This window comes from Mycolicibacterium sediminis, assembly GCF_010731735.1.
Classification (GTDB): domain Bacteria; phylum Actinomycetota; class Actinomycetes; order Mycobacteriales; family Mycobacteriaceae; genus Mycobacterium; species Mycobacterium sediminis.
On the sequence record NZ_AP022588.1, the window covers coordinates 5599505 to 5623184 of the forward strand.

Genomic DNA, 23680 nt, shown 5'->3' on the forward strand with positions numbered 1-23680 from the left:
GGGTGCACATAACGCTAGTTCTTGGGGCGCTTTCCGTCGACGACTTCCTGCGGGTATTCGTCGTAGAACTCGACGTAGCCCTCGTCCTTGCCGGCCAGCACGTAGATCGGATCCTCGATCGTGCCGGCGTCCTCGTCGCCCTCGCCGCTGTCGCCGCCATAGCCCTGCTTGCGCAGGTCGACCTTCTGGCTCTTGAAGGTCGAGGTGTGGGCGAGTTCGGTGGCGATGCGGACGAACAGCGGGATGGCGTACGGCGGCAGGTGTTCGTAGGCGGCCTTCGCCAGGGCCTTGCCGTCGAACTCCTGGCCCTCCTTCAGCTGGATGGCGACCATGCCGGCGCGGCCGCCCGCTCCGGGCACCTCGACGCCGAAGACGGTGGCCTCCTCGACCTGGGAGTCCAGGGACACCGCCGCCTCGACCTCGGTGGTCGCGACGTTCTCGCCCTTCCACCGGAAGGTGTCGCCGAGCCGGTCGGTGAACGCGGCGTGGCCGAAGCCCTGCGAGCGCATCAGGTCGCCGGTGTTGAACCAGACGTCGCCGTCCTTGAAGGCGTTGCGCACCAGCTTCTTCTCGGTGGCGTCCTTGTCGGTGTAGCCGTCGAACGGCTGGAAGCTGCTCACCTTGGACAGCAGCAGTCCCGGTGACCCCGTCTTCACCTTGCGCACCCGGCCGTCGCCGTCGCGCAGCGGATCGCCGGTCTCGCCGTCGTACTCGACGAAGGCGATCGGGGACGGGCAGATGCCGGTGGTCTTGTCGATGTTGAAGACGTTGAGGAAGGCGGTGTTTCCCTCACTGGCGGCGTAGAACTCGCAGACCCGCTTGATGCCGAACCGCTTGGTGAAGTCGTCCCAGATCGCCGGGCGCAGACCGTTGCCGGCGATGACCCGGACGCGGTGCTTGCGGTCGGTCGGCTTGGGCGGCTGGTTGAGCAGGTAGGTGCAGATCTCGCCGATGTAGACGAATGCCGTTGCGTCGTACTTGATCACGTCGTCCCAGAACTTGGACGCGGAGAACGACTTGCCCAGGGCGAGCGTGGCGCCGGCGTTGAGCACCGACGAGGTCGCCACGGTGAGCGCGTTGTTGTGATAGAGCGGCAGGCAGCAGTAGAGCGTGTCGGCTCCGGTCAGCCGCATGCCGAGCCCGCCGAACCCGGCGAGGGCCCGCAGCCACCGGTAGTGGGTCATGACGCTGGCCTTCGGCATGCCGGTGGTGCCGGAGGTGAAGATGTAGAACGCCTTGTCCTTGGCCAGGACCGCCGCGGTGGCGGCGGGGTTCGACGTCGGGGCGGTGGTGGCGAGCTGCTGCAACTCGTCGACGGTCATCAGACCGTCCGGCTCGGCGCCGCACTCGGTGATGGGCTCGATCAGATCGGTCTCGGCGACGACGGCGCGGGCGTCGAGCAGTCCGAAGCTGTGGGCGAGCACCTTACCGCGCTGGTGGTAGTTGAGCATCCCGGCGACGGCCCCGCACTTCACCACGGCCAGCATGAGCAGGACCGAGTGGGGCGAGTTGCGGAGCATCACGCCGACGACGTCGCCGTGCCCGACACCGCGGGACGCCAGCACCGCGGCGTACCGGTTGACGGTCTCGTTGGCTTCGCGGTAAGTGATCTGCTGGTCCTCGAAGCGGATGAAGACGTTGTCGCCGTACTTCGCAGCGCGGTCCTGAAAGACCTTGCCGATCGACGTCTTGGCGCTGGGACGTGCCAGGAAACCGGTCACCGCGCCGCGCACGATTGCCGGTGTGTCCTTCAGCAGGCCCGGGAGGCGTGGCGCAATGTCGAGCAGGCCGACGTTGCTGCGGGTTCCGGAGTTCTGGTCGCTCATGGCAAGCAACCCTATCTGCGCGGCGTGATCACGATCACCCGGCCGGTGCGCACGAGTCCAACGCCGCGTCCAGGTCGGTCGTCACGAAGAGCCTGTCCAAGGCCCTCGCACCCACGTATCCCGTCTCGGCCAGGCCGCGGACCCACGTCAGCAATCCGTCATAGTGGCCGAACGGGTCGAGCATCACCAGCGGCTTGTCGTGCATTCCGAGCGACCCGGCCGTCCACGACTCGAAGAACTCCTCCAGCGTGCCGATGCCGCCGGGCAGGACGATGAACGCGTCGGCCCGGTCCTCCATGACCTGCTTGCGCTGCCGCATGGTGTCGGTGACGACCAGTTCGTCGGCGTCGACGTCGGCGACCTCGCGGTGGACGAGGGCCTTGGGAATCACGCCGACGGTGCGCCCGCCGTGGGCCCGAGCGGACTCCGCGACGGCGCCCATCGCGGACACGTTGCCCCCGCCGGACACCAGCGTCCAGCCGCGGTCGGCGATGCCGGCGCCCACGCCTGAGGCCAACGCGATCAGCTCGGGATGCAGCGGACCGGAGGCGCAGTACACGCACACCGCCCACTCGTCGGCTCGGGGATTCTCGAGTTCGTCGACCACGCCGCAACCCTACGGTCGGGGGTGAACCGGCCCGATTCCCGGTGGGCGCGCGCCGGTCGGCCCTACACTGCCGCCGTGGTCGATGGAATCGCCGCGGCATCGGAGTCGCTGAGCCGGGGTGACCTCGAGTCCGCGGAGCGCCTCGCGCGCACCGCACTGGAGGACGACGAGAGCCTGTCCGGACGCCTCGTCCTCGCCCAGGCGCTGGCCTGGCAGGGCCGCGGCCGCGACGCCGATGCGGTCCTCGACGAGGTCGACCCCGCCACGCTGAGCGAACCCGACCTGTTGACGTGGGCGCTGCCGCGCGCGGCCAACCAGTTCTGGATGCTCGACGAACCGGAACGCGCGACGGCGTTCCTCCGGTCGACGCGCGGGCACGTCACGTCCGGTCCAGCCGTCGCGACGGTCGACGCGCTGCTGGGCACGTTCGCAATGAACGCCGGCAGTCCCGTGCGGGCGATGGAGCTGGCCGACGAGGTGCTGGCGTCTGCCGATGCCGACGAGCAGGCCGTGGGGTGGGCAGCTGCGGCCGCGGCGCTGTGCAACGCGCGGATGGGCGTCTTCGCCGACGTCGACGCTCTGGCGCTGCGGGCGATCGACGCCGGCCACCCCGGACTGCTGCGGTTCACCAGCGCGCTCGGGCAGACGACCGCGCTGGTGCTGGCCGGCGACCTGGACGGCGCCCAACGCCTGGCCGAGGACCTCGCCGCGGGCGCCGACGCGGGGCCGTCAGCGGCGATCGCTGCGCTGCTCGTCGCCGACGTCCTGCTGTGGCGCGGCGACCCCTCGGGTGCTGCAGCGCTGCTGGAGGACGCGGCCGCGGCGTTGGCGCCGACCGGCTACTCGTGGGGTCCGCTGGCGTGGATGCTGTTGGCGCAGGCGCTCGCGCAGCTCGGTCGGATCGCCGACGCCGGACGGATGCTGGGCCGCGCGGAGGCCCGGCACGGTCTCAAGTCGATGCTGTTCGCGCCGGAACTGGCGCTGGCGAAGGCGTGGACTTCGGCGGCCCGTCGCGACGCACCCGGTGCGGTCAACGCGGCACGCGAGGCCGCCCGGGCCGCCGAGCGTGGTGGCCAGTCGGCCGTGGCGCTGCGAGCCCTGTTGGATGCGGTGCGTCTGGGTGACACGCGGGCCGGCGATGGCATCGCCCGGCTCGAGATGGACTGCGTCGTAGCGAGTTTCGCGCTGGACTACGCGCGTGCGCTGACGGCGGGAGACCGCGCGGGACTGGTGGCCGCGTCCGAGGTGTTCGCCGGCATCGGCATGGCCGGCGTCGCGGCGGACGCGGCGCGGCAGGCGGAGGCCGTCAGGTGAGGATTGCCGTCCCTGACGGGCTTGTGACGCCCTTAAGATCGTCTTGAGGGAGGTGCTTGGTGAGTGTATTGGACGCGTTCGACTCCACGTGGTCGAAGGCACGGGCAACGTTCGGGGAGGGCGCGCCCTCGACGGGTGACCAGTTCGATCAGAGCAGTCGATTTCGTCAGATGCAGACCACGACCGAGTCCGCTGCTCCCGGCGGGCAGTGGACCGGCACCGCGTCCAGCGCGTACGACGCCAAGAACACCAAGCACGCTGCGAAGTTCGGCGAGATGGCCGCACTGGACCGGCAACTGGGCGCCAAGATCGACGAGTCGGCCCAGATCGTGCAGACCGGCCGGCAGAACCTCGACAGCGTCCGCACGTGGGTGCACAGCGCCGCATCCTCCATCCCGCAGGGCACGAACCGCGATCAGAAGCTGTTGCCCATCGTCAAGACCGGTCTCGCCGGCGTCAGCGCGATCATCACGACCTCCAACAAGGAGTTCTTCCGCATCGGTGGCGAGATCGGCGAGATCAACAAGGGCTGGCAGGCGCTGAAGGAGGACAAGCCGCCGGGCGAGGGGGACGGCAAGGGCGACGTCGAGAACGTGGACGGACAGGACGACGAGAAACTCAAGCCCGAGGACATGGAGGAGCTGGCTCGCAAGACCCTTGAGGGGGACGACCAAGCTGCCGCGAAGGTCGACGACATCCTCAACGGCATCGACAACGACCAGCTCGGACCCAACAGCGCCGCCCATCCGCTCGATCCCGTGCAGGCGGAACTCGTCGGACAGATGCAGGCCCAGATGTCCGACATGTCCATGGACGAGGTCAACGCCGCGAGGGACGGGCTCGGCGAACACCGGGATGTCATCACCAACGCCATGCAGGTCATGAGCAATCCGAACGTCGAGTACCCGCGGCATGACGGCGACGGCACCCAGGTCGTGCCCACGACAGGTGGATATCCACTTCCGAACGACGGAGTGTTGCCAGGCGACCTTGGGGCTCTTCCCGATGGAATGCAGCAAGCGCTCAACGAGAAGAGCAGTTTCTCTGGGCCAACGGGGCCAGGGGTGGGTTACCCGGGGTCCAACGGGCCGACCGACTTCGAGGCATCAGCCCGAGAACACGCCGCGAACAGCATGAAGAACCTCGCCGACATCGTCGGCGATGGCGATCCCCGCTTCCAGCAGGGAACCGCGCTCGATAGAGAAATGATGTCCAACGCGAAGGACTGGCTCGCGTCGCAAGAGGGGCCCACCGGCAAGCAGGAACACTGGGGCGACGAGGTGGTCGAGCGCGTCTTCGACACAGCGGGACGCGACACCGTCGTCAACCACGACATGTTCACCAGCGACAAGGATTTCATGCAGGACGTTTTGACCCATGAATGGCAGGACGACGGCCAGTCGGCACGCACGTTGACCGACTGGATCGACGACACCGCGTATTCGAGCGATCCGGCGGTGAATCAGCGTGCCGGTGAAACCGCCAGCGCACTCGCCGCCTTCATGGGCGACCCCGCGAATCAAGACACGCTCATGAACAACAGCACGGGTTCGCAGCCCAACATGTCCTTGGGACAGATGAATCCCGAGCTGACTCAAAGCCTGGCACAGGCGATGAGCCCCTATGTCGATGAAATGGCCGGACGCAATATCGACGGCACCTCCGGGTGGAAGATGATCGACTCGTCCGCAGACCTGCGGTACCCGCACGCCACGAACGTATTCGGTGTCCTGGGGACCGATTCTGGTGCGGCCACAACGCTGGACACCCGTTCAATCGGAGTGCAACAGGCATTCCTCAACGAGTACGCGAACTCCGTCATAGAAAGTAACGGCCAATTCTCGGATTCGAGCGCCATGGATGCTGCCGGCCGACTGAAGGGCATTACCGATCACGGCGCTTTCCTCTCGGCATCTGACGTTCAACACGACGCTTCGCAGGCGAAGATCGATGCGCAAGCACGCTTGGCCGCCAACTACGACCTCGTCAAGGACATCGCGGGCACCGTCCCGGTCGCCGGGGACTCCCTAACGATCGGTTCCGCACTCTTGAAGGAAGCGATCGTGGGGCAGCCGCCCCCCGGCTGGGAGCCGGGCGACCCACCCGTCGGAAGCTCGCTAGCCATGCAATCTGCGCTGGCTTCTACGTTCATGCAGCATGGCATCGGCGATCCTGCCGACATCGCTAGGCTCGCGCCGCACCTTCATGGCGACAACCAGCTCGACATCCCACCTGAGGAACTGAACAATCGGGATCGGCGGATCTATGAACCTGCGCTCACGAATTACTTCGACCGTCTCGGCGGGGTAATCAACAACCCGATCGGCGATTACGATAAGGCCTATCGCGATGTCATTGGTTAGTCGCAGCGTCCGAGCAGTCGTGACCACCCTCTTGGTGACCGTGGTTACGGCCTGCGGCGCCGCTGTCGAAGAGGGGTCAGCGACTACTCCGTCTGTTGATTCGCCGTCCACGCTGTCTAAGCCAGAGTTCACGAACTATCCGGCGCAGACCAACAACTTTCGTTTTCACTGGTCAGCAGCCCCCGGGATCGACCTGTTGAACGGGGCCGCCGTTCCGCTGCGCGCGTATGTGGAGTCAGTTCGCCTTGCTGATCTTACGGGCGGAGACACAACTGTCGTCTACCCAGGCTTCAGTCGCGCCACCCCTGAAAACAAGCCGGTGTCGAAACCTGGCGATCTGTTTCAGGAAGAGTACGTGCGCCCGAAGACTCGCGCCGAATACGAGGCCAACGGTTTGCGGTACGTCGAGAGCCAAACCTTCGGGTACCAGCCAACCCATATCCTCAGCCTCCAACCGTCAGGCAACGGGCTCCGCGCGACGCTCTGTGTCGGGACTTACTCGGTGTACGTGAGCGCCGCCGACAAACCCGGTCAATACGTATCTACTGCAGCCGACGGAGCTACTGGACAACTGAGGTCCGAAGGCAGGGACACCGTTCAGGTATGGCGGGTCGAACTCACCGACCAAATGATTCAAAGCCAGAACACTGCTCTGCCCGTCCCGGGACCTGAAGCCGGCCCCCTCCCGGCGCCTCTCGATGACGTGTTTGGCAATTGGTTCATCACTGGGCTTTCGCAGGGCGAGTTGTGGGGACCATCCGGTCAAGGCGAGGACGTCGAAACCCCAGAAGTCCGCCAGCAGTGTGAAGCCGCCATGCCCGACGACGCCGCGACCCGCACGGCGATGGCGACGGGCTTCCACGACGCGCCGCCTCCCCACGGCGACCCCATCCCCGGCTGGCCAGCCGCGGAAAAGTGACTCGAAGTCAACTGCCCTTCGGGTCTGCGGTCAGAGCGTGGCGTTCTTTGCCGCGAACACCGAGAATGTGGTGCCACCTCCACACAGGTGAGCCACTTAAGGCGACCTCAAGGGCGTCGAATTGCGGGCTTGACCAATAGAAGGCGACATAAGAACTTTGTCGGGGAGGTGCTAGGTGAGTCTGTTCATCGCAATGTCGTTGCTTCGTCGCAGCGTCGGAGCAATCGGTGGGGCCGTCTCCGTACTCGCAGCGATGGCCTGCGGCGGCGCGACCGAAGAGGGATCGGCGACCACCACTTCCTCTTCGAAGTCGTCCGCTGCGTTGCCGGCCCCGGAATCCACGAACTATCCCAGACAAGCGAACGGCTTTCGCTTCCATTGGGCAGGCGCGCCAGGAATAGAACTAGAAGTCGGGCCTGCCGTCGCGTTAAGGGCATATCTCGAATCGATGCGGCTGTCCACTTTCGCCGGAGGAGACCCATCGTCTGTCTACCCGGGATTCATGCGCGCGACGCCGGAGAACATCGAACCAGGGATGAGCCCGGCGGATCTCTTCCAGCTCCAATCCGTTCGACCGAAGACTCGTGCTCAATACGGAGCGGACGGGCCCAAGTATGCCGAGCGTGAGATCTTTGGCTACCAGCCGACTTACGTCCTCGACCTCTCTCCGCGAGGCGACGGCTACCGGGCCACGGTCTGCCTCGGAGCGTATTCGGTCTATCGCACAGACGATGTGGGCAGGGAGAAGTACTTTTCGACAGCTGCGGACGAGCACACCGGACAGATGCTGCGGGCCGACAGTGACATTCAGTTCTGGCGCGTCGAGCTGACGGAGAACGATCCTCGTACGGTGGACGCTCCTCCGTCACCGAGCATCTCGCAGACTGGTCCCTTGCCAGCTCCACTCACCGACGTGTTCGGTAAGTGGTTCATCACTGGGAGTTCGCAAGGCTTATGGGGTCCGCCCGGGCAGGGAGAAAACATCGAGACCCCCGAGCTACGCCAACGGTGCGAAGCCGCGATGCCTGACGATGCGGCCTCTCGCAAGGCGATGGCAACGGGCTTCCATGACGCTCCTCCACCACACGGCGGCCCCGTACCGGGATGGCCCCGGTGAGACAGGGTGACACTACGACGAAACGCACGGACGTTTCGTCGAATAACTTGAGGCACAAGTGCCGGGGACTGCTCGCGCTCGTTTTGACCGTTGTCGTCGCTGGCTGCCAGCTGAACTCCAGCGAAGAGCCCGGATCGCCCCCATCGGTCAAGTCGTCAGTCGCGAAGCCAGCATCACAGTTTTTGAACTGGCCTTCTAACGCCGATGACTTCCGATTTCATTGGTCGGCCGCTCCTGGAATCGGCCTCGACTCAGGGCCCGCAATTGCCATAAGGGCCTACATGGAGTCATATCAACTGGTCAATCTGTCCGAGGGAGATTTCTCAGCGGCGTACCCCGGCTTCAACCGCGCTACTCCACCGAATTCGAAGAGTCGAAAGTTCGATCCCATCGAACGATGGAATCTTCGACCGATGACCCGCGATGAACTCAAGGCAGCAGGATTGAAGAGCACGAACACGCCATACTCCGGATATCAGCCCATCCACATCCTAAGTTTGGAGCCACGGGGCGACGGGTTCCGCGCAACCGTCTGCACTGGGGAATATTCGACGTACGAGGGTGCGCCTGACAAGCCAGGTAAGTACGTCTCAACGACCGCGGTAGCGAAGACCGGCAAACTGCAATACGGGGATTGGCAACTCGTAGGCATCCAGCGAATCGAGTTGACGGACAAGGTCCTTGACGCCGCTGCTGCACCCGGCAGCCCCGCCGGAGCGCAAGCAGGACCGATGCCGGCGCCGTCAGGCGACGTATTCGGCCCGTGGTCCTTCACCGGTTCAAGCGGCGGGCTTTGGGGACTGTCTGGTGAAGGCGAGTCCATTGATCCGCCAGAGATCCGCAAGCAATGCGAGGATGCCATGCCCGACGACGCGGCGGCTCGCAAGGCGATGGCAACGGGCTTCCACGACGCACCGCCCCCGCACGGCGACCCGATACCCGGATGGCCGGCCGTCAGAGGGTGAACAGTCCATTGGCCGGTGTAGACGGCATCCAATTGGTGGACACGACACCGCGTCCGGCCATGTCACGAACGAGCCGTTATCTTGGCGCGTTGCTTGCCGCGATGGTCCTCCTCGGGTCAACCGGTTGCACCGGCGCCGACAATGGACGCGAGTCAGGGACGGCGGAGCCATCCGTGACTCAATCGCCTCCTCAGCAGTTTCCGAATTACCCAACGGTCGTGGATGGTTTCCGCTTCCATTGGAGCGCCGGTCAAGGTATCGACCTGACATCGGGCCCATCGGTACCGCTGCGGGCGTACTTGGAATCTCTGCGTCTGGCGGCCTTTACCGGCGGCGATGTCTCAGTCGTTTACCCAGGCTTCATGCGCGCGACCCCGGAGAACCAACCCGCATCCGATGCCGGTGATTTGTTTCAATTGCAGCGCATTCGACCCGCGACTCGTCAAGAACTCGAGGCGCGGGGGTGGAAGTACGTCGAACGACGAACCTTCGGTTATCAGCCCACTCACGTTCTCAGCCTCCTCCCACGAGGTGACGGCTACCGCGCTACCGTTTGTGTGGGTACCTACGCCATCTACCAAGACGGTCTTGAAGATCCGTCGAAATTCGTCTCGACCGCTGCTGACGAAACGACAGGTGAGCTGTCCTACGGAGATGCCGGTCAGATTCAGGTCTGGCGAATCGAACTAACTCAACGGAACCCCAACGTGCCCGATCCTTCGACGGAGAGACCGCAAAGCGGTCCGCTCCCCGCCCCGGTCGACGACGTCTTCGGACCTTGGTTCATCACCGGAAGCGGCACCGGACTTTGGGGCCCCTCCGGGCAAGCCGAAGACATCGAGACTCCCGACATCCGCAAGCAGTGTGAAGATGCGATGCCGGACAACGCTGCCGCTCGCCGCGCCATGGCGACGGGCTTCCACACTGAACCCCCGCCGCACGGCGAACCCATCCCCGGTTGGCCTGCAAAGGTCGGGTAAACAGGTCACCTCCGAAGCGGAGTAGGCACAACGCCTACCGGATGGGTAATCGCCTACCGGATGGGTAATCGCACCTGGGGTTGCGTGAGACCGTGATACACGATGGTCTAACGACGGTCTTCCGGCTTCGCGTCATCGCTCGGCCACCCGGGTCTCGGCGTCGGAGGCGTGGCTCCCCTGGCTTGGTCGAAGTGGCTCGGGGACTCCTTGACCGGGAACCCCTACGCTCGGGAATTGCGTACGAACACCATGACGAGCACGACGAGCGCCACCACGAGGAACACCACGAGCGCCATCTTCCACATGGTCGCGACGGTAGTCGGCATGCAGCAGTCGCGGGGTGAACACGGGCTACTGTCAATGGCCAAGTTGAAGTATCCGCTGGTGGCCAGATGAAAGTATCCACCCCGTGCGGTGATTCTTAGCTTGGTGTGGGTTGCTCCTTCCGGTGTTTGGCGTCTTTCATGCGGTAGGAGTCGCCGTCGGTGATGACGACGGTGGCGTGGTGCAGGAGTCGGTCGAGGATGCTGACGGCGGTGGTCTGCTCGGGCAGGAAGCGGCCCCATTGTTCGAAGGGCCAGTGCGAGCCGATGGCCAGGGATCGGCGTTCGTAGGCGCCGGCGACGAGGCGGAACAGCAGCTGGGTGCCGGTGTCGTCGAGCGGGGCGAAGCCGAGTTCGTCGAGGATGATCAGGTCGACTCGTAGTAGGGATTCGATGATCTTGCCGACGGTGTTGTCGGCCAGGCCGCGGTAGAGGGTTTCGATGAGGTCGGCGGCGGTGAAGTAGCGGACCTTGTGCCCGGCGTGGATCGCTGCGGTTCCTAGGCCGATCAGGGTGTGGGACTTGCCGGTGCCGGCTGGGCCGATGATCGCCAGGTTCTGTCGTGTCCGAATCCATTCCAGGCTCGACAGGTAGTCGAATACCTTTGGCTGGATCGAGGATGCGGCCACGTCGAAGCTCTCCAACGTCTTGGGCACGGGGAACGCGGCGGCCTTGAGGCGGTTGACGACGTTGGAGGCGTCGCGGGCCGCCAACTCGGTTTCGATGAGGGTGCAGGACTTCCTCGGGGTCCAGCGTTGAGTCCTGGCGGTGATCAACACCTCCGGTGCGGTGCGCCGCACCGCGGCCAGCTTCAACCGCCGTAACCCGGCATCGAGGTCGGCGGCCAGTGGTGGAACCGACGGTGGTGCAACGGGTTCGGTGGCAGTCACCGGTGGCGGCTTGGTCATGAGATCACCTCCCCGTCGACTACGGCTGGTGTGATCTTGTAGGCGTCCAGGGAACGGGTCGGGGCGACCGGAAGATCCAGAATCAACGCCTCACCGGCCGGGCGTGGCTGCGGTGCGCCGGTCCCGGCGGCCAGGATCGAACGCACGTCGGCCGCCCGAAACCGGCGAAACGCTACCGCCCGGTGCAGTGCGGCGAGGAGGGCGTCGGTGCCGTGGGCAGCGCCGAGAGCCAGCAGGATCTCCAACTCCGAGCCCAGACGGGTATTGCCGATCGCCGCGGCGCCAATCAGGAACGCGCGCATCCTCACCGAGGCCGCAGAACTGTTTCTCGACGGTGGTCTTCGGGCGCGGCCCGCGGCTGGGTGCCGGCCTCGGGCCGTCGTAATGCTCGTCGAGTATCGACACCACCAGGTGCGACGAGTTCGTGTTCGGCCACGATGACTCCGGTGGCGGGCTCGAGCAGGCACAGTGCGTCGTGGTCGACGACCACGGTCACCGTGGTGCCGATCAGCCTCATCGGCACCGAGTAGCGGGCCGACCCGTACCGGATGCAGGACAAGCGGTCGACCTTGCGTCTCACCGACGGCGCCCCGATCTGCAGACGCAACGATGGAAGTGGTTGCAGCAGATCACGTTCGACTACCAGCCGCTCATCGGGAATCGCACAGATCTCCGAATGGTTCGCGGCGTTCACTTCGGTGCACCACGCCTCGGCCGCAGCGTTGGCATCGCGCAGAGTGATCGGCTTCCCGGTGACCGCGGCCTCGGTCAACAAGGGCACGGCCAGATCGTCCTGGGCGTAACCACACAGACGTTCCACGACGCCCTTGGACTGCGGATCGCTGGCATGGCAGAAATCCGGTGCGAACCCGTAATGGCCGGCCAACCGGACGTAGTCCGGGGTGGGAACGACGACGTTGGCCACCACGCCGCCCTTGAGGCAGGCCATCCGATCGGCCAGCACCCTCGCCGGCACCCCGCCAGCGGCGGCCATGGTCTCGGCGATCAACGCCAACGTGGTCGAAGCCCGCTCATTGGTGGCGAAGCGCACGAAGCGCCACCGGGAGAACGCCAGCACCGCACAGAACAGGAACAACCCCGGTGCGGCTTGTGCCCAGTCGATCACGAGGTACTCACCCGGTTCCCACACCGCGGGACGACGTCCGCGATGATTGGTGCTGCGCCACAATGCTTTCGCTTCGGCAACGAGGCGGCGGAAGTTGCGGTCAGAACCCGTGTACCCGGCGGCTCGGGCCTTCGGAGCAGCCGCTTGGCCGAGATCCGGCCATGCGACTTATCCACCCGTTCGGCCACCAGGTCGGCGACCGAATCGTAGTTGTGCGCCCGTTCGGCTCGCGGTGGCGGCGGCACACCGGCCTGGTCGGCCTCGAACTTGTCGACGATCTTCTTGACCGTCCGGTGGGTGGTGCCGCACTCGTCGGCGGCGGCTCGGTAGGACCCGAGCTGGTGGTAGGCAGAAATGACGTCCATGCGGTCCTTCGCAGACTTCAATGGAACTCCCCGGTGGTGATGGCGATTGGTTGGCGCCTTCACCGTCACCATCGGGGCCCGCAGTTCCTGATCGACACGACGAACACGGGGTGGATACTTTTACCTGGCCAAAAACGGATACCTCTACGTGGCCACCAGTGGGTACTTTTTCATGGCCACGGACAGGCTACCCGCGGATGGAAAGGCTTACGGTAAGCCCGTGCAATCCGCTAGCCGGACCCGAACCGTACGCAAGCGCCGGAGTCACTACGAGAAGTCGACCACCCGGTCTGCACTCGTCAACGTGGTCGCGCTGTTAGTCGTCCTCGCGATGGTAGGGCTGACCGGTTGTCGATCTGATCCGCCTGCTCCACTCGCACCCAATCCGTCGGAGCCGCACTTCGCCAATTGGCCCAGCAACCTCAAAGACTTCCGCTTCCGGTGGACCGCCGAACCGGGTTTCGACCTCACGACGGGGTGGGCGGTGCCGCTGCGTGCCTACTTCGAGTCCATTCGGATCATCGACTACACGCGCGACTCGAACGCCGGATATCCCGGGTTGACGCGCGTGACACCCGAGCCCGTCGAGAAGTTCGGCCAGGAATGGCGAGCCTTGACGATGCCGCAACGAGACCTTCGTGGCGAGCGCGGCCGGGTGGATCTCGACAATCAGGACCGTCGTTTCGTCGGCAACGAGGAGCTTCGAGTCCTGCGAGCCGAGGCGATCCCCTCCGGCTTCCGCGCCTTCGTCTGCGACGCGACCTTCGATGTCTTCAAGCAAGGAGCGGAGTCGAAACTTGCACCGCTGGCTCTCGATTCGGTGGAGGCGGGCTTTGATCCCGACTTCGCAAATACGAGGATCTGGCGAATCGAATTCACGCAGAACTCACGCGTCCAAGTATCCCCTTTACCAGCACCGTTGCCATCCCAGGACGGCCCGCTTCCTGCGCCACGCGGCGACGTATTCGGTCCGTGGTTCGTTACCGGTGCCGCTGACGTGTCTGCCTGGTTCGACAGCGACAGTTCGCGGCTCGAGCCCGGCACTCCGGAGTACAACGCGCGATCACGCGAGGCGCAGAACGCCGAGGCCGCATGGCGCCGGCAGTGCCTCGATCGTCACTCCCTGAACGCTGCGCAGCGACTGACGCTGGCGACCACGGTGCTCGCCTCACCTCCCGCCCTCGAACCCGCCGTTCCAGGTTGGCCGGTAAGCGGCGGCTGAGCATGCTGCGACCGAATCGATATGGATCCTCTTGGCGTTGGGGGTGGAGGAAGTTCGGCGCCGCGATTCTCGCCATCTCAATTTTCACGACGATGACCGCATGCGGCTCCACTCCGCCGTCGCTCCCCACCGACACCAGTCCCGCGGGCGTGCATAAGCTGCTGACCGGTACAGCCGGGCAGGACTTCATCGACTCGGTCGCCACTTACGACTGGCCCGACGACGGCGCGGAGGCAGCCGCGGTCTTCGACTGGATTGCTCGGGACGCGGCCTCCACAGACGCCACGACCGCGACGCGCGCCGGCCAAACCGCCCAGGCCATCGCCAACTACCTGTCGACGCGCGGAGATGAATTGCTCGAGCTGTCGTCGGGTTGGTTCGGCCTCAGCCATCAGACTGTGGGGTCACGCAACCCCGAGTTGGCTCGGAGCTTTACGGAGTCGTTGCTGCCGTTTCTGAAGCCCCTCGTCTGCGACTCGAACGGCACGCTCGGCTTCGACCTTCTCGACCCCGCCGGATGCGACGCCTCCGTACAGGCCGCCAAACCGATGTTCGCCGTGCTGAACACCGACGAACGGTCGGGAAGGACGCTTACCGGTGCCGCATCCACGGACGTCGACCGATGGGTTCAGAGTTACGCCGACGGAGCACCCACCAGCGGCGCGGACTTGGCGTTCGCAGGCCGGTTGCTCGGGTTGGCCTCCCTCGGTGCACAGCGCTCAGGTGCGCCGGTGCGTTCCCTGCACGACGAGGTGCAGCAGGCGCAGTACGTCATCGCGACAGCCGCCATCGCCCGGAAGCAGGCCGCCATGTGGCCGGAGTTCATGGTCGAGGGTCGATTGATGTCGCCCGAAGAGGTGCGCACGAAGCTCGGCGTCACCCGCGTCGACGAGTACTACGGAGCGCTGGACAACCTCGTTCTGGCAGTTGGTGCACACCGGGCGATTCGGGACCAGCTGCGAGGCGAGTACGAGAAGGTGACCGGGCATCAGTGACCGCGGCGTCGGCTTCGCCACCATGCGTTGAACGGTCAGAAGGCTCTGCGTGAACCACCACCATTGCGATAGCGTCGATCGGCGTGACGGGGGAACGCCACCTGGCGTCGCTGAGGGTTCGCATCGTCGGTATTTGTGTCATGCCCGCGGTATGCGTCGCGGTGACGTCGTGCAATGTTCACTTCAGCACTCGCGCCGGCTCGCCAACCGCACCTTCCGGTGCCACGACGAAATCGGTGATCCCGAAAGACGTCGTCGAAGAGCGCACATCACAGTCGATCCGCGACCAGAGCGGCGGTGGGCCAGTCGTAGTCGAGTGTCCAGGCGATCTGCCTCTCAGATCGAAGGCCAGCCAATCGTGTGTATTGAGTCAGGACGGGAAGCGATTCCGTGTGACCGTCACGGTCAACGACGCGAACCCTTCAAAATACGACGTCGATTGGGAAGTCGGCGAGCAGCTCGACCAGGGCGCCTGAGGTTAGTGTCGCCAAGTCGACGGCGGACACAGTCCGTTCAGTTCACACCTGGAGTACAGCGCGGCCATTAGAGCGATTGCCGCACCGGCACCGCACCGCCCGGCCATAGAATCGACACAGCAACTGCGAACATCCGGGGAGGATCGACATGGCGGGCGAGTTCTATCTCAGTGACGCTGGGCTGTCGCCCTTCTCCGAGATTCACGCCGAGGTCGCCGGCGGGCTGTCCCAGTTGGCCACCGTGGCACCGCAGACCGGCGCCGTGGCGCAGTCGTTCGGCAACATCGCGAACAGCGTGAACACCGCGCTCGGCGGAGTGATGGAGAGCCGCGGCGGCACCATCGACACCACCAAGACGTCGAGCCAGACCATGGCCGATCTGCTCACCAAGGCCCAGCAGATGTACCAGCAGGGTGACACCGCGGAGGGAGACAAGCTCAAGGCGGCCGCCGACGCGATGGCCCAGGGTGGCGCGGGCCAGGGCGGCGCGGGTTCGGGCGGCGGAGGTGCCGGTTCGGGTGGCGCGGCGGCCGGCGGCACCGGAGCAGGCGCGGGTGCGGGTGCCGGCACGGGCGCGGGAGCCGCCGGCGGCGGCGACATGATGGGTCAGATGGTCGGCCAGATCGGCCAGCAGGTCGGCCAGGCGGCGCAGGCGATGTCGCAGAGTGTGAGTGGGCTGGCGCAGGGGCTCTCCCAGCTCCCCCAGCAGGTCATGCAGGGCGTGCAAGGCATCGTGCAGGCCGCGACCGGGGCAGCCGGCGGCGCGGCAGGCGCTGGTGCTGGAGCCGGCGCACTCGGCAGCGAGGCCGGCGGTAAGCCGGAGGGCTCGGCGACCGAGGACGACCGCGACAGGGACGCGAAGGAGAAGGACGCCCGCGAGAAGGAGACCGCGGAGGGCCGCGCCGCTCCGGGGACGGGCGCCCCGCAGAGCGGGCCGTCCGAGGCGCAGCAGGGCTCGCCGACTACCGGCGGTCGAGCACCGGTCGAGCCCGTGCAACCCCCGCAGGCTCCACAACCCGCGCAGACCCGCCCACAGCAGTCACCCCTCTGACTCGAGTCTCCCGTCCGCCAGGCGCAATCGACGGCTGATCCCGATCGCGTCGAGGAATGCCTCGTCGTGGCTGACCACGATCATCGCCCCGCGAAACGAGTTCAGCGCGGACTCCAGCTGCGCGACGCTGGCGAGGTCGAGGTTGTTGGTCGGCTCGTCGAGCAGTAGCAGCTGCGGCGCCGGTTCTGCGTACAGCACGCACAGCAGCGTGGCCCGCAGCCGTTCCCCACCGGACAGCACCGACACCGGAAGGTGGATCCGGTCGCCGCGGAACAGGAACTGCGAGAGCAGGTGCATCCGCCTCGTCTGGCCGAGCCCCGGGGCGGACGCCGCGAGACTCTCGGCGACGGTGCGGTTCTCGTCCAACGCGTCGAGGCGCTGCGACAGGTAGGCCACCCGGCCCTCGCCGCGCCGGACCTCGCCGCGGTCGGGCCGGAGGTCGCCGCTGAGCATCCGCAGCAGGGTCGACTTGCCCGCACCGTTGGGGCCCACCAGCGCGATGCGTTCCGGGCCTCGGACGTCCACGTCGATCCCACTGTCCACGAACAGGTCTCGGACGTTCACCCCGGTGGCCGTGATCACGGTGCGGCCGGCCGGCACCTCGGTGTCGGGGAGGTCGAGCACCACGACGTCGTCGTCCCGTATCGCGCGCTCGGCCCCGTCGAGCCGTTGCCGAGCCTCGTCGACGCGCTTGGCGTGGACGTCGTCGCTGCGCCCGGCGGACTCCTGCGCGTTGCGCTTCATCCTGCCCGCGACGATCTTCGGCAGCCCCGCGTCCTTGAGGGTGCGCGCCGCATTGCTCGAGCGCTTCGCCGCCCGCTCACGCGCCTCTTGCATCTGCCGTTTCTCCCGCTTGACGAGTTGCTCGGCGTTGCGCACGTCTGCCTCGGCTGCCGACTGCGCTGCGGCCACGGCCGCGGTGTACGACGTGAAGTCGCCTCCGTGATAAGTGATCTCGCCGTCGCGCAGTTCGGCGATGCGGTCGACGCGGTCTAGCAGGACGCGGTCGTGGCTCACCAGCAGAAGTGTTCCGGCGAACTCGTCGAGCGCGCCGTACAGCCGTCGGCGCGCGTCGAGGTCGAGGTTGTTCGTCGGCTCGTCGAGCAGCAGCACGTCGGGACGTGCCAGCAGTCGTGCCGCCAATCCGACCGACAGCACCTCGCCGCCGCTGAGAGTACCGAGCGTTCGGTCCAACGCGACGTGGTCCAGACCCAGCCGGCCGAGTTCCGCCCGGGAGCGCTCCTCGACGTCCCAGTCGTCGCCGATCGCGGTGAACACCGCGTCCGAGGAGTCTCCGGACGCCAGCGCGTCGAGTGCCGCGACGACCGGCGCGACGCCGAGCACCTCGGCGACGGTCAGGTGCGCATCGAACGGCAGCGTCTGCGGTAGGTAGTCGAGCGTCCCCTCGACGACGACCGACCCCGCGGTCGGAACGAGTTCGCCGGCGACGAGGCGCAGCAGGGTGCTCTTCCCCGCGCCGTTCGGGGCGACCAGGCCGGTGCGTCCTGGCGGCACGTTGAAGCTCAGGCCGGAGAACACCGGGGTGTCGTCGGGCCAGGAGAAGAACAGGTTGGATACGACGATCAAAGACATGTGAGGGGTCCCTCGAGTGCGGCCCCGTGGACGGGGCGGGATGAACGACGGAATCGGCTCCGGCTATCCGGAGACGTCGTCACCCAGCACGATTGCGGCCCACCTCTACTTCGACGACACGTACCCACTCAGGGTAGCGACGTCACGCAACCAAATATTTCCGCAACGTCTCGGTGGTCGCGGTGATCTGCGCGGTGTCCACGTGTTCGTCGACGCGGTGCGCGAGGTTCGGGTCACCCGGGCCGTAGTTGACGGCCGGGATGCCGAGGGCGGCGAACCGCGCGACGTCCGTCCATCCGTACTTGGCCCGCACCTGCCCTCCGGCGGCCGCGACCAGGGCGGCCGCGGCGGGGGCGGCGAGCCCGGGCAGCGCGCCCGCCGCGGAGTCCGTCAGTTCGACGTCCACGTCGAGGCCTGCGAAGACCTCACCGACGTGTGCGACGGCGTCGTCGACGGAGCGGTCCGGTGCGAACCGGAAGTTGACCGTCAGCGACGCGGCGTCCGGGATGACGTTCCCGGCGATCCCGCCGTCGATCCGCACCGCGGACAGGCCCTCGCGGTATACGCACCCGTCGATGTCGACGCTGCGCGCCTCGTACACCGACAGGCGTGACAGCGCCTCACCGAGCTTGTGAATGGCGTTGTCGCCCAACCACGATCGTGCGGAGTGCGCCCGCGTTCCCGTCGCCCGCAGGACCACCCGGATCGTGCCCTGGCAGCCCGCCTCGATGAACCCGCCGGACGGCTCACCGAGGATGGCGACGTCGGCGCGCAGCCAGTCCGGCAGCTCGCGCTCGATGCGGCCCAGCCCGTTGGCCGACGACTCGATCTCCTCGCAGTCGTACATCACCAGGGTGATGTCGTGCACCGGCTCGGCGACGGTGGCCGCCAGGTGCAGGAACACGGCGTCACCGGACTTCATGTCCGACGTGCCGCAGCCGTAGAGGATCGACCCGTCGGCGCGGCTGGGCACGTTGTCGGCGGCGGGGACCGTGTCGATGTGCCCGGCGAGCAGGACGCGGGAGGGCCGGCCGAAGTCGGTGCGGGCCAGCACGGCATCCCCGTTGCGGATCACCTCGTAGCCGGTGGTCTGTTCTCGCAGCGCGGTCTCGATCTCGTCGGCGATGCGCCGCTCGTGGCGCGACTCGCTGGGGATGTCGACCAGTGCGGCCGTCAGCGCGATCGGGTCGGCACGCAAATCCAGGGGCACGGTCTTCGAGGGTAGTGGCGGCGGGCGGGAGCGGAGCGACTGGGGAATGGCTCAAGTAGCCTCGTTGACCGTGACTAGCGCATCTGGAGTCGGCATCGCCACCATCGCCGCGGACGGCACGATCCTCGACACGTGGTTCCCCGAGCCCGAGTTGCTCGAGGACGACGACGTCACCGCCGGCACGACGCGACTGTCGGTAGCGGAGGTACCCGAGGAACTCGGCGCGCTCGAGAACCGGGACGAGCACCGCGGCGTCGACGTCGTCGTCGTACGGACCACCATCGCGTCGCTGGACGACAAGCCCGTCGACGCCTACGACGTCTACCTCCGTCTGCACCTGCTCTCCCACCGGCTGGTGGCGCCGCACGGACTCAACCTCGACGGCATCTTCGGCCTCCTCGCCAACGTGGTGTGGACGAGCCACGGGCCTTGCGCGGTCGAGGGCTTCGAGCTGACGCGGGCCCGGCTGCGCCAGCGCGGGGCCGTCGCGGTCTACGGCGTCGACAAGTTCCCGCGCATGGTCGACTACGTGCTGCCCAAGGGCGTCCGCATCGCCGACGCCGACCGGGTCCGCCTGGGTGCGCACCTCGCCGAGGGCACCACGGTGATGCACGAGGGCTTCGTCAACTTCAACGCCGGCACGCTGGGCACCTCGATGGTGGAGGGGCGCATCTCCGCGGGTGTGGTGGTCGGCGACGGCTCCGACGTCGGCGGCGGCGCGTCGATCATGGGCACGCTGTCGGGTGGCGGCAAGGAGGTCATCCGCATCGGCGAGCGCTGCCTTCTCGGTGCGAATGCCGGCGTCGGGATCTCGCTGGGCGACGACTGCGTCGTCGAGGCGGGCCTCTACGTCACCGGCGGCACCAAGGTCACCACCTCGGACGGCGAGACGGTGAAGGCGATCGAGCTGTCGGGCGCGAACAACCTGCTGTTCCGGCGCAACTCGGTGTCGGGCGCGGTCGAGGTCGTCAAGCGCGACGGCTCCGGCATCACCCTCAACGAGGCGCTGCACGCGAACTGACCCGCGAGCGTTACGCGAGCGTGCGCAAACTCGGGTCTGCGCCCGGCGTGTCGGCAACAGACTCTGGAGCCGCTTGCGGAACGCTCGCCGGGGGAAGGCCTGAACTCGGGACTCAGCCCTCCGCGGAGAGCACGCAGAACTCGTTGCCCTCGGGGTCGGCCAGTACGACCCATGATTCGTCGCCCTGCCCGATGTCGACGTGCCGGGCTCCGAGGGCGATGAGCCGTTCGACCTCGGCCGCCTGGTCGTCGGGCACGAAGTCGAAGTGGATGCGGTTCTTCACCGTCTTGCCCTCGGGGACGGCGAGGAACAGCCAGTCCGGCCCCGCTCCCTCCGGTGCGCGCAACACCACGTCGCCGTCGTCGGCGTCCTCCTGCCGCCAGCCCAGGGCCGTGGCCCACCAGTTCGCGATGGCGTGGACGTCGCGGGCGTCGATGCACACGTCACTGAACCGCAGGGTCACGACAGCTCCTTCTTGAGCACCTTGCCCATCGCGTTGCGCGGCAGGCTCTCGACGATGCGCACCTCGCGTGGCCGCTTGTGCACGGAGAGTTGCTCGGCGACGAAGTCGCTCAACGCCTTCGGATCCGCAACACCGACGACGAAGGCCACGATCCGCTGCCCGAGGTCGTCGTCGGGGACACCGACCACCGCTGCCTCCACGACGTCGGGATGGCCCAGCAGCACGGTCTCGATCTCACCGGCACCGATGCGGTAGCCGCCCGACTTGATCAGGTCGACCGATTCGCGGCCGACGATCCGGTGCATGCCGTCGGCGTCGACCACCGCGACGTCGCCGGTGCGGTACCAGCCGTCGGCGCCGAGGACGTCCGCCGTGGCGTCGGGACGGTTGAGGTAGCCGTCGAACAGCGTGGACCCCTTGACCTCCAGCCGTCCGATCGACTCCCCGTCGTGCGGGACCTCGTCGCCCGCCTCGTCGATCAGTCGGGTGGACGTGCCGGCGACGGGAGTGCCCACCCAGCCCGCGCGTCGCTCGCCGTCGGCCCGCGTGCTCAGGGTGATCAGCGACTCGGTGCTGCCGTACCGCTCGACCGGTGCGTGGCCGGTGAGGCGCACCAGCTCGTCGAACACGGGCACCGGCAGTGGCGCGCTGCCGGAGACGAGCAGGCGCGCGGAAGCCAGCGTGCGTGCGGAGTCCGGATCGCGCACCACACGGGACCACACGGTCGGGACGCCGAAGTACAGGGAACCCGCCGCGGCGGCGTACGCCTCGGGGCTGGGCTTGCCGGTGTGCACGAACCTGTTGCCGATGCGCAGCGAGCCCAGCAGCCCGAGCACCAGGCCGTGCACGTGGAACAGCGGAAGACCGTGCACCAGCGTGTCGTCGGACGTCCACTGCCAGGCCTCGGCGAGCGCGTCGACGTCGGCGGCGATCGCGCGCCTGCTGATCAGGACGCCCTTGGGCGGTCCCGTCGTCCCCGAGGTGTAGACGATCAGCGCCGTCGACTCGGGTGGCGGTTCGGCGTAGCGGTGCCACGACCGTGCGTGCAGCCGCACCGGGATGTGCGGCAATCCCTCCGGCTCGTCGGGCAGCTCGCCCAGCCAGGCCTGCGCACCCGAGTCGGTCAGGATGTGCCGGCGCTCGGCCACGCCGACGTCGGCGGGCACGGGGACGACGGGCACGCCGGCGATCAGGCAGCCGATCACGGCCAGGACGGTGGTCGGCGTGGGCGTGGCGAGCACGGCGATGCGCCCTCGCGGGCCGACCTGGGAGCCGACGCGCTCGGCGACGGACGTACCGGCTCCGACGAGGTCGCTCCGGCTCAGGGTGGATCCGGCGATCCGGACGGCGTCATCGAGGTCGTGCCCGGCGGCGACGGCCGCGGGGTCGAGCGAGGCCAGCAGCACCCCTGTGACGTTACCGGTGGGCCGGATGACGTTACCGGTGGGCGGGATACTGGACCCGTGAACCCCATCGAACGCGTCGCCTCCCGCGAGGTCTACCGCAACCCGTGGATGGTCGTCCGCGAGGACGACGTCCGCAGGCTGGACGGCTCACCGGGTATCTACGGCGTGATCGACAAGCCCACCTACGCGCTGGTGATCGCCACGGACGGCGACCGCTACCGCCTCGTCGAGCAGTACCGGTACCCGATCGGGTTGCGGCGCTGGGAGTTTCCGCAGGGCACGGCGCCGGGGTCCGAGGACGGATCCGAGCCGCCCGCCGAGGAACTCGCCGCCCGGGAGCTGCGGGAGGAGACGGGTCTGCGTGCCTCGTCGATGGTGCAGCTCGGGATGCTGGACGTGGCGCCGGGGATGAGCAGTCAGCGCGGGTGGGTGTGGCTGGCCACCGGGCTGGTCGAGGGCGAGCACGAGCGCGAACACGAGGAGCAGGACATGCGTAGCGCCTGGTTCACCGGTCCCCAGATCGAGGCGATGATCCTGGCGGGCGAGATCACCGACGCCCAGAGCATCGCGGCGTGGACCCTGCTGCGCCTTCGCTCGTGACGGTCCGAGCGGTGGTGGTCGTGACAGTGCTACTCGCCGGGTGCTCCTCGGCCCCGACTCCGACCACCGGCGTCGTGCTGCCGCCCGTCTCGGGGCCCTTCGACTACCAACTCGGCGGCGCGTACGACCTGCCAGGGATGGCCGTCGTCGCACGCGACGCCACCGCCGATCCGCCGGCCGGTGCCTACGGCATCTGCTACGTGAACGGCTTCCAGACCCAACCGGGCCAGGGGGCCGACTGGCTCGAGCACCGCTCCGCGGCGGTGCTGCGCGACGTGGCCGGTAATGCGGTCAGCGATCCCGACTGGCCCGACGAGTACGTCCTCGACCCGTCGACCCCCGACGGGCGGGAGCAGATCCTCGACGCCGTCGGTCCGGTGATCACCGACTGCGCCCGCAAGGGGTTCGACGCCGTCGAGATCGACAACCTCGACACGTTCACCCGCTTCACCGATCGGCGCACGGGCCTCGTCGACCGGGCCGGTGCCCTCGACCTCGCCACGGCGTACGTGGAGCTGGCGCACGACCACGGCCTCGCCATAGGCCAGAAGAACGCCGCCGAGTCGACCGAGTTGCTGCGCGGGTTGGGGTTTGACTTCGCGGTCGCCGAGGAGTGTGCGGCGTTCGACGAATGCGACTCGTACAAGGCCGGATACGGTTCGCACGTCCTGCAGATCGAGTACTCCGACAACATGCCCAGGCCGTTTCCAACGGTATGCGCCGCACCCGACAGGGCGCCGCTGGCCATCCTGCGCGACCGCGAGCTGCTACCGGCCGGCGCCGAGGGACACGTCTACGAGCAGTGCCCGTCGACCGGGTAGCTTTCCGTC

At 67.2% G+C, this 23680-nt stretch carries 19 protein-coding genes and 3 pseudogenes; 13 read left to right on the forward strand and 9 right to left on the reverse strand.

Annotated elements, in window-relative coordinates; genetic code table 11:
- Window positions 1-14 precede the first annotated feature (14 nt).
- Window positions 15-1826 carry a long-chain-acyl-CoA synthetase FadD6 gene (gene fadD6 / locus G6N64_RS26630; RefSeq protein ID WP_163800789.1) on the reverse strand — a complete coding sequence of 604 codons (1812 nt, stop codon included), beginning with the start codon at window positions 1824-1826 and terminating at the stop codon, window positions 15-17.
- Between the two features lie 34 nt (window positions 1827-1860).
- Complete coding sequence (locus G6N64_RS26635) at window positions 1861-2433, reverse strand: cytokinin riboside 5'-monophosphate phosphoribohydrolase (protein WP_163800790.1); 573 nt, start codon at window positions 2431-2433, stop codon at window positions 1861-1863.
- An 81-nt stretch (window positions 2434-2514) separates the two neighbouring features.
- Here G6N64_RS26635 and G6N64_RS26640 point away from each other — a divergent pair.
- From G6N64_RS26640 to G6N64_RS26665, 6 genes and pseudogenes are all read left to right on the forward strand, one after another.
- Window positions 2515-3747 (forward strand): annotated as a pseudogene (locus tag G6N64_RS26640) (AAA family ATPase); the annotation flags it as partial.
- Between the two features lie 59 nt (window positions 3748-3806).
- Window positions 3807-6110 (forward strand): TPR repeat domain-containing protein, encoded by a 2304-nt coding sequence (locus G6N64_RS26645; protein ID WP_163800792.1) that lies wholly within the window; start codon window positions 3807-3809, stop codon window positions 6108-6110.
- A 19-nt stretch (window positions 6111-6129) separates the two neighbouring features.
- Entirely contained in the window at window positions 6130-7029 is a 900-nt protein-coding gene (locus G6N64_RS26650; RefSeq protein ID WP_246230819.1) for a hypothetical protein, read from the forward strand.
- A gap of 175 nt (window positions 7030-7204) precedes the next feature.
- On the forward strand, window positions 7205-8146 hold the full coding sequence (locus G6N64_RS26655) for a hypothetical protein (RefSeq protein WP_163800794.1): 942 nt from the start codon (window positions 7205-7207) through the stop codon (window positions 8144-8146).
- 413 nt (window positions 8147-8559) lie between these two features.
- Entirely contained in the window at window positions 8560-9111 is a 552-nt protein-coding gene (locus tag G6N64_RS26660) for a hypothetical protein (protein WP_163800795.1), read from the forward strand.
- A 173-nt stretch (window positions 9112-9284) separates the two neighbouring features.
- Window positions 9285-10091, forward strand: coding sequence for a hypothetical protein (locus G6N64_RS26665; RefSeq protein WP_163800796.1), 807 nt, complete (start codon window positions 9285-9287; stop codon window positions 10089-10091).
- A gap of 421 nt (window positions 10092-10512) precedes the next feature.
- Here the strand turns inward: G6N64_RS26665 and istB are convergent, their stop codons facing one another.
- Together istB and istA are read right to left on the reverse strand one after the other, a co-directional pair.
- Window positions 10513-11322, reverse strand: coding sequence for an IS21-like element helper ATPase IstB (gene istB, locus G6N64_RS26670; RefSeq protein WP_163800797.1), 810 nt, complete (start codon window positions 11320-11322; stop codon window positions 10513-10515).
- Window positions 11319-12834: pseudogene (istA, locus tag G6N64_RS26675) on the reverse strand (IS21 family transposase). The gene istB and the pseudogene istA overlap by 4 nt, the downstream one beginning before the upstream one ends.
- A 127-nt stretch (window positions 12835-12961) precedes the next feature.
- On the opposite strand from istA, the gene G6N64_RS26680 reads away from it, so the two are divergent.
- The 4 genes from G6N64_RS26680 (at window position 12962) to G6N64_RS26695 (ending at window position 16557) form a co-directional block, all read left to right on the forward strand.
- Entirely contained in the window at window positions 12962-14035 is a 1074-nt protein-coding gene (locus G6N64_RS26680; RefSeq protein ID WP_163800798.1) for a hypothetical protein, read from the forward strand.
- A 92-nt stretch (window positions 14036-14127) separates the two neighbouring features.
- Window positions 14128-15030 carry a TPR repeat domain-containing protein gene (locus G6N64_RS26685; RefSeq protein ID WP_163800799.1) on the forward strand — a complete coding sequence of 301 codons (903 nt, stop codon included), beginning with the start codon at window positions 14128-14130 and terminating at the stop codon, window positions 15028-15030.
- A gap of 83 nt (window positions 15031-15113) precedes the next feature.
- A complete protein-coding gene (locus tag G6N64_RS26690) occupies window positions 15114-15506 on the forward strand; it encodes a DUF4333 domain-containing protein (protein ID WP_163800800.1) in 393 nt (130 codons plus the stop codon).
- Window positions 15507-15654: 148 nt separating this feature from the next.
- Window positions 15655-16557 (forward strand): type VII secretion target, encoded by a 903-nt coding sequence (locus tag G6N64_RS26695; RefSeq protein WP_163800801.1) that lies wholly within the window; start codon window positions 15655-15657, stop codon window positions 16555-16557.
- Here G6N64_RS26695 and G6N64_RS30745 read toward each other — a convergent pair.
- From G6N64_RS30745 to dapE, 3 genes and pseudogenes are all read right to left on the reverse strand, one after another.
- Complete coding sequence (locus tag G6N64_RS30745; protein ID WP_425487208.1) at window positions 16546-17394, reverse strand: ATP-binding cassette domain-containing protein; 849 nt, start codon at window positions 17392-17394, stop codon at window positions 16546-16548. The two genes, G6N64_RS26695 and G6N64_RS30745, sit on opposite strands and share 12 nt — an antisense overlap.
- Before the next feature lie 165 nt (window positions 17395-17559).
- Window positions 17560-18150: pseudogene (locus G6N64_RS30750) on the reverse strand (ATP-binding cassette domain-containing protein); the annotation flags it as partial.
- 142 nt (window positions 18151-18292) lie between these two features.
- Window positions 18293-19360 (reverse strand): succinyl-diaminopimelate desuccinylase, encoded by a 1068-nt coding sequence (gene dapE, locus G6N64_RS26705; RefSeq protein WP_163800803.1) that lies wholly within the window; start codon window positions 19358-19360, stop codon window positions 18293-18295.
- A 70-nt stretch (window positions 19361-19430) separates the two neighbouring features.
- On the opposite strand from dapE, the gene dapD reads away from it, so the two are divergent.
- Window positions 19431-20381: a 2,3,4,5-tetrahydropyridine-2,6-dicarboxylate N-succinyltransferase gene (dapD, locus tag G6N64_RS26710; protein WP_163800804.1), complete on the forward strand. Its 951-nt coding sequence runs from the start codon at window positions 19431-19433 to the stop codon at window positions 20379-20381.
- A 112-nt stretch (window positions 20382-20493) separates the two neighbouring features.
- Here the strand turns inward: dapD and G6N64_RS26715 are convergent, their stop codons facing one another.
- On the reverse strand, window positions 20494-20844 hold the full coding sequence (locus tag G6N64_RS26715) for a VOC family protein (RefSeq protein WP_163800805.1): 351 nt from the start codon (window positions 20842-20844) through the stop codon (window positions 20494-20496).
- Window positions 20841-22250, reverse strand: a complete 1410-nt coding sequence (locus G6N64_RS26720; RefSeq protein ID WP_163800806.1) for an acyl-CoA synthetase — start codon at window positions 22248-22250, stop codon at window positions 20841-20843. The genes G6N64_RS26715 and G6N64_RS26720 overlap by 4 nt, the downstream gene beginning before the upstream one ends.
- A 108-nt stretch (window positions 22251-22358) precedes the next feature.
- Between G6N64_RS26720 and G6N64_RS26725 the strand changes: the two genes are divergently transcribed.
- Both G6N64_RS26725 and G6N64_RS26730 read left to right on the forward strand, forming a co-directional pair.
- Window positions 22359-22850, forward strand: coding sequence for an NUDIX domain-containing protein (locus G6N64_RS26725; protein WP_276018154.1), 492 nt, complete (start codon window positions 22359-22361; stop codon window positions 22848-22850).
- 20 nt (window positions 22851-22870) lie between these two features.
- On the forward strand, window positions 22871-23671 hold the full coding sequence (locus G6N64_RS26730) for an endo alpha-1,4 polygalactosaminidase (protein WP_246230820.1): 801 nt from the start codon (window positions 22871-22873) through the stop codon (window positions 23669-23671).
- Window positions 23672-23680: the final 9 nt, after the last annotated feature.

Excerpts from the sequence above, each read along its gene's own strand:
- G6N64_RS26695 (WP_163800801.1), top strand. The coding sequence starts at position 15,655 with ATGGCGGGCGAGTTCTATCTCAGTGACGCTGGGCTGTCGCCCTTCTCC.
- G6N64_RS26725 (WP_276018154.1), top strand. The coding sequence starts at position 22,359 with ATGGTCGTCCGCGAGGACGACGTCCGCAGGCTGGACGGCTCACCGGGT.
- G6N64_RS26660 (WP_163800795.1), top strand. The coding sequence starts at position 8,560 with ATGACCCGCGATGAACTCAAGGCAGCAGGATTGAAGAGCACGAACACG.
- G6N64_RS30745 (WP_425487208.1), bottom strand. The coding sequence starts at position 17,394 with ATGCAAGAGGCGCGTGAGCGGGCGGCGAAGCGCTCGAGCAATGCGGCG.
- G6N64_RS26685 (WP_163800799.1), top strand. The coding sequence starts at position 14,128 with ATGACCGCATGCGGCTCCACTCCGCCGTCGCTCCCCACCGACACCAGT.
- istB (WP_163800797.1), bottom strand. The coding sequence starts at position 11,322 with ATGACCAAGCCGCCACCGGTGACTGCCACCGAACCCGTTGCACCACCG.
- fadD6 (WP_163800789.1), bottom strand. The coding sequence starts at position 1,826 with ATGAGCGACCAGAACTCCGGAACCCGCAGCAACGTCGGCCTGCTCGAC.